We start from the raw sequence: 6,111 nt of genomic DNA, 5'->3' as shown, positions 1-6,111 counted from the left end.
TTTGGAATCGGGAAGGGAATTTTAAATTTTAGATTGCAGATTTCAAATTGTATTTTTAAATTTGAAATCTGCAATCAGAAATCTGAAATTACCAAAGCCTATTTTTCTGTCAGAGTCCAAACTCCATCATCCCATTCTGTTTCTACAGATTCCGGGTTGTCCAGCCAGTGCTGACAGCGCTTCAGATATAGCGAAGCTGCTTTGTCGGGGATACTCATATCTTCCAGAATGATGGCGAACTCATTCATCGCTTTGCGAAACTCCTTATTCAGGTAATAGTTTCGTCCTTCGTGGTAAATATCGATCAATTTCAGCTTTTGGTCGGAAATCGGTTCGTGACGCAAACCTACCAGTTCGTAGATCCTCACCGGTTCGTTTTTGCCTTTAACGCGAATGAAGTCAAGTTCCCGGTGCCAGATGCGATCGGCACAAGGTTCGTAAGTATTTTGGCTGATCACAATATCGCAACCATATTGTTTGCTAGCACCTTCCAAACGCGAACCCAGGTTGACGCCATCTCCGATGGAAGTCAGTTCCATACGTTGAGAAGAACCGATATTACCGCTAATCACAACGTCGGAATTGATACCAATACCAATCTTAATTTCTTTCTGGTTATGTTCGCGGCGTTTCGCATTGAATTCTGCCAAGCGATGGCGCATTTCTACGGCTGTTTGCACTCCCATCCAGGCATGATCTGCCAATGGGACAAATGCACCAAAGACAGCCATGATCGCATCGCCAATGTATTTGTCTAGGGTACCTTTGTAACGGAAGACAGCATCGACCATTGACTCGAAATATTCGTTGAGCATTTGCACCACTTCTTCCGCTTCCATACTTTCGGTCAAGGTGGTGTAGCTGCGAATATCTGAGAACAGGACGGTAACTTCTTTGCGATCGCCTCCCATCTTGAAATTATCGCCGCTTGCCAGCAGCTGTTCGGCGACTTCCTGAGTCATATAGCGATACATCGTACTCTTGAGGCGTTTTTCATCGCTGATGTCGTCCATTACGACCAAAGCGCCGCCTATTTTAGTAGGATCGCTGCCATCGGCGATCGTATTAATTGACAGATTGACGCTGTGCTGTTCGCCATCAAGGCTCTCTAATATTTGATCCGGGTAATATTGGTGGCGCTTTTTATCATCCGCAGGCGTCAAAGCCATTTCAAACCAGCGAGCGAATTTCCGATCGTCTTGTTCCTCTTTGTCTTTAATTTGCACCAACTCTTGAACTGGTTTGCCCTCAACTTTTTCTTCTTCGCTAAACCCTAGCAATCGTTTCGCGCTTTCATTGGCAGCGATAATATTACCCGTTTTATCTGTGGAAATTACACCGTTAGTCAAGCTGCGGAGAATATCTCGCTGCATTTGTTCCTGTTGCTTAATTGTGGCAAACAGTTTGGCATTTTGCAAAGCAACGCCAGCTTGAATATTAAACACCTGCATAAATTCTTGGTCGGTGCGATTAAAACTAGCCTTCCAGCATTCCGGTGCTTCCGGCCATTTAGTCGCGTCGTAGTCCGGCCAATCCCCCTGTTTTTTCTTGTTGATTAATTGCGTCACACCAATCAACTCGTTATTGGCATTAAACACGGGCATACACAACATACTGCAAGTGCGATAACCCGACTTTTGGTCGGTTTGTTTGGAAGTCTCCGAACGCGGATCGTTATACAAATCGAAAGGTATCATCAGCGGTTCGCGGGTTTCCGCAACCATACCAGCGAAACCTGCCGTTCTGGGAATGCGGATTTCTTTTAATTCACCTTGGATGGGAATTTTTGTCCACAATTGATTGCGATCGTGATCGATGAGCCAAAGGGTACTGCGATCGGCATTCATCAGCTTCTTCGCTTCGTCCATCACCCGTTTGAGGGTGTCTTCCAAGTCCAGGCTGCTCTGACTTAGAGCTTGGTTGGCTTTGATCAGCGCATCAGCTGCCCGCTGTTTCTGAGTAGCCATATAGAAAGAGCGGGAACTTTCTAGAATTAAACGAATTGACGGTGCAAATTCTTCAAAAACTCTTTCGTCTTCATCTGTAAAGCCGTTGAGATCGATGCGCTCGGCTAACGATATGCTCGGATTGTTGGGGGTTTTTAACTTATTGATTAATTGCACAACGGAGACTAATTCTCCTGCTTCGTTCAACAAAGGCAGTACCAACATTGTATACGTGCGGTAGCCTGTTTTTTTGTCTGTTTGTTTGGCAAATGCAGAGCGCGGATCGTTATAGAAATCGTAGGGAATATTGATAACTTTGTGGAATGTAGCTGCCTCGCCTGCGATTCCTTGCGTCGCCGGAAAGCGAATTTCTAGAGGGCGACCATCTTCATTTTTGGCCACAATTGACCACAGTTCGTTCTTTTCTTCGTCCAATAAGTAAATTGTTGTTCGATCGGCGTTCAGTAATTCCCCAGTTTTCAGGGTAATCGCATTCAACATATCTTGCAGAATCGCATCAAAACCCTCGCTGTTGGTCAGCATGGTCAGGGTTTGATTCACTACCCGCAGTTTGTCTTCAACGCCGGTAACTACTTCTTTGAAAGAATCTTTATTTAGGGGAGCGAGAAATCCTGCAAAAGAATCTCCCCTTCTAGCCAACGAACTACCAGGACTCGACTCATAAGAGTTGGATTGGTTTTTTCGATCGGCTGGCTCTCTTTCCTCTGTTGGGGCCAGGTCGATCGTCCTGCCATTATAACTCTCCACTTGTGCTTTTTGATACTTTGCCTTGTGTTCCGCTTGCGGGATAACGTCGATCGTCCGAGGTTCATCGTTATGTACTTGTACTTTTTGATGCTGTGGCTTGTGTTCCACTTGCGGGACGACATCGATCGTCCGCGCTTCGTGAGTCTGCTGTTGTACTTTTTGATGCTGTGGCTTGTGTTCCACTTGCGAGACGACATCGATCGTCCGCGCTTCATGAGTCTGCTGTTGTACTTTTTGATGACGTGGTTTTGCTTCCACTTGCGGAACTACATCGATCGTTTTCGCCTCCCCAGTATGCTGTTGTGCTTTTTGATGCTGTGGTTTCGCTTGCACTTGCGGGACGACATCGATCGTCCGAGTCTCGCGATCGTCAGTTAAGGATACTTGCTGCACCGACTCATATTCCACTTTTGAGGCTACATCGATCGTCGGAGTCTCATCATCATGGGTGCTGTTGCTCGTTGTTGTTTGGAAAGAAAAGTCTGCTTTCTTCTCCTTGTCTCCGTTTTTCTCTGTATTATCAGTTGGACTTGCCCAGAAATCCTCCAGCTCTTCCGCCTGGGATTCTTCCTGTACGGGTTGAAGTTCCTCTTCTGCAACCTTATCAATGACAGTGGATTCGGGAGTATGAGGTTGTGTTATTTCTGACACAAGTTGAGCTTCTGTTGGTCGAACTGCGTCAACTACAGTGGCTTCAGAAGGATGAACCTGTGCCATTTTATGCACGGACTGAGTTTTAATGTAGGGGACTACATCTATCACAATGGCAGTCTGTGCAACAGATGGCAGATGCAAACGCGATGCGATCATAGTTCTTTATAAAGTATTGGAGTTACAGATTGAGTATGTGAAAACCCTACAAGCTTAATTTACAGATAAGTTTACTCTGCTACTTGGGTTTAAGCATAGAATAAATGGGTGTAGCGAAGGCTACCTAATTTTTTAAGATTATCATTGCTAATTTTCACATCGCAGCACCGAATATCTGTGGCTATGATTACCAAATTTTGTACTTGTCTGGTGGGTTGACAATATTTTTAAGCCAAACCAAGAGCCGCAATTGCATTTGTAGGATTTCCGCAAACCATGAGCTTTGCATAAACAGTTTAGAATTCCTTCCCTCTTCTGGCCGACGCCCTAACCAATACTCTATAACCCGTACTTCGGTCGCAATGTTAAGGATTATTTAAAGTTCTGTCGATCGCAGATTCAGTTTGCGAATCGGAATCTGGCAGAGATTCAGACTGAGAACTGGGTGGCAATTGCTGCCTTTGACGGCGAGAAGCAGCTTGTGCGAGCAGGGATTCGCCGAAGGCGAAGGAGATCTCTTCAGTGGCAAAGTGTCCGCCAGCAAGCTGAGCCAGTTCTTCGCTGCGAGTGAGATGGTTATCCAGGGAAGACACCCTCACCACAGTGCGAACATCTGAGTTCTGAGCGTTGGATAGATGGCGATCGGGGATTTGTGAGTCTTGAGTATCGATGACTTGTTTATGGACTCGGAAGTGACGATCGGCCATAGCAGCAATCAGGGGTTGGTGGGTCACGCAAAGGACTTGATGATGTACGGATAGTTGATGGAGTTTTTGAGCGATCGCCGCCGCCACTCTACCGGAAACCCCTACATCAATCTCATCAAATATTAGTGTTCCCACAGAATCTACCTGAGTGAAACATGACTTGAGAGCCAGTAAAAAACGACTCATTTCTCCCCCAGAGGCAGTTTCTGTCAAAGGATGTAAAGGCTCGCCTGGATTGGGACTGAACAAAAAGGTAATCTTGTCAGCACCGGCAGCCGTAGGGGGACTCGGAGCGATCTCGACTTTAAACTGCACTTTTTCCATTGCTAGAGGTTTCAGTCCCGATACCAAGCGTGCTTCCAGTTCACCAGCGGCGCTGCGACGCAATTGTGTCAGATCGGCACAAGCTTCCACAAGAATGGCTTTTCGCTCTTGATATATTTGCTCTAACACTTCGATCGACTGACCGCCGCCTTGCAGTTCTTCTAACTCAGTTTGGATGCGCTCGGTATATGCGATCGCCTCTGCCAGATTCGGGCCATACTTGCGGCAAATTTGCTTCAGGTCTCGGATGCGCTGTTCCACCGTTTCCAAGCGCTGCGGATCGGCTTCCAAACCTTCACCGTAGGCATTAATTTGTCGTCCCGCTTCCTCCACCTGAGCCAAAGCAGCGCTTACCATATCTAAGATCGGTTGCAGCTGCACATCGTAGTTCACCATATCGATGAGAGTCGCTTCTGCTTCACCCAGAATGTCCGCCGCCGCATCCGCCTCGCCATCATTTTGATATAGAGCCTGATATACCTGATAGCTTTGCTTTTGCAGTTCTACCACATGACTGAGGCGCTGACGTTCTTGGTCGAGATGTTCTAATTCATCGGGTTCTTCGAGTTTAGCGGCACTCAGTTCTTTGAGTTGAAATTCCAGTAAGTCTAACTTTTGCAAGCGCATTTGCTCTGATTGCCGTCGCCCTTCCAGGTGAGCAAATGCCTCTTGACAGGCTGTATATGCCTGAAAAACCGCTCGTCGTTGCTGAAGCAGGGGGGCACCGCCAAAACTGTCCAAGCAGTCACGTTGATGGGCTGGTTGCCCGATCAGAACGCTTTGACCTTGAGCTGTAATTTCCACAACACGCGATCGCAATTGCTCGATCTGCTGTCGATTGACCACCACCCCATTGATGCGCGATCGACTGCTACGCAGGACAGTTTGATTTGTCGTCATTTCGCGACTGCAAACCAAAGAAATTTCATCCAGAAGGTCAATTTCTTGCTCGTTGAGCCATTGGGCCAAGTCCGGCGTCAGTTTAAAAGTCGCCTCCACCAGAGCGCGTTGTGCGCCTGTGCGAATCGACCTACTGGTAACTTTACCTCCCAAAGCCGCATCGATCGCATCGAGAATAATCGACTTTCCCGCCCCAGTTTCGCCAGTCAAGACATTCAAACCTTGGCCGAATACTAACTCCAGGCGATCGATGAGAGCAAAATTTTCAATCCGCAGCGAGATTAACATGAGGGCGTCGGGGCTAGGGGCTAGGGGTTAGGGGTTAGGGGTTAGGGGTTAGGGATTAGGGATTAGGGATTAGGGGTTAGGGATTAGGGATTAGGGGTTAGGGGTTAGGGATTAGGGATTAGGGGTTAGGGGTTAGGGAGGAAAATCTCGATCGTCGATCTGTTCACTGTTCATTACTGCCAATCTTTCAAAGCCCAGCCAATCCAAAATGCAAAATCCAAAATCTAAAATCGGATGACCAAACCAGATATAGCGCAATCATGAGGTTTTCCGGTCTTGATGAATTTGACACTCAAGAGCCCTAAAGGGACGGGGATTCTTCATTCATAGACTCAGCTTGCTTGCGACTGGATTACTCCAACCAAAGT

2 protein-coding genes are annotated in these 6,111 nt (G+C 47.0%); both read right to left on the bottom strand.

Translation table 11 applies throughout. From position 1 onward, the window contains the following. Window positions 1-98: 98 nt before the first annotated feature. Entirely contained in the window at window positions 99-2,606 is a 2,508-nt protein-coding gene (locus H6S82_RS14770; protein ID WP_242056955.1) for an adenylate/guanylate cyclase domain-containing protein, read from the bottom strand. A gap of 1,283 nt (window positions 2,607-3,889) precedes the next feature. Further along, entirely contained in the window at window positions 3,890-5,743 is a 1,854-nt protein-coding gene (recN, locus tag H6S82_RS14765; RefSeq protein WP_190468018.1) for a DNA repair protein RecN, read from the bottom strand. Window positions 5,744-6,111: the final 368 nt, after the last annotated feature.

Source organism: Planktothrix sp. FACHB-1355 (assembly GCF_014748295.1).
In the GTDB taxonomy this organism is placed as follows: domain Bacteria; phylum Cyanobacteriota; class Cyanobacteriia; order Cyanobacteriales; family Aerosakkonemataceae; genus Aerosakkonema; species Aerosakkonema funiforme_A.
Note: the sequence above shows the minus strand (reverse complement) of the source record. Positions and strands in the feature narration are given on the sequence as shown.

Coding starts and splice junctions, on each gene's coding strand:
- recN (WP_190468018.1), bottom strand. CDS start 5,743: ATGTTAATCTCGCTGCGGATTGAAAATTTTGCTCTCATCGATCGCCTG.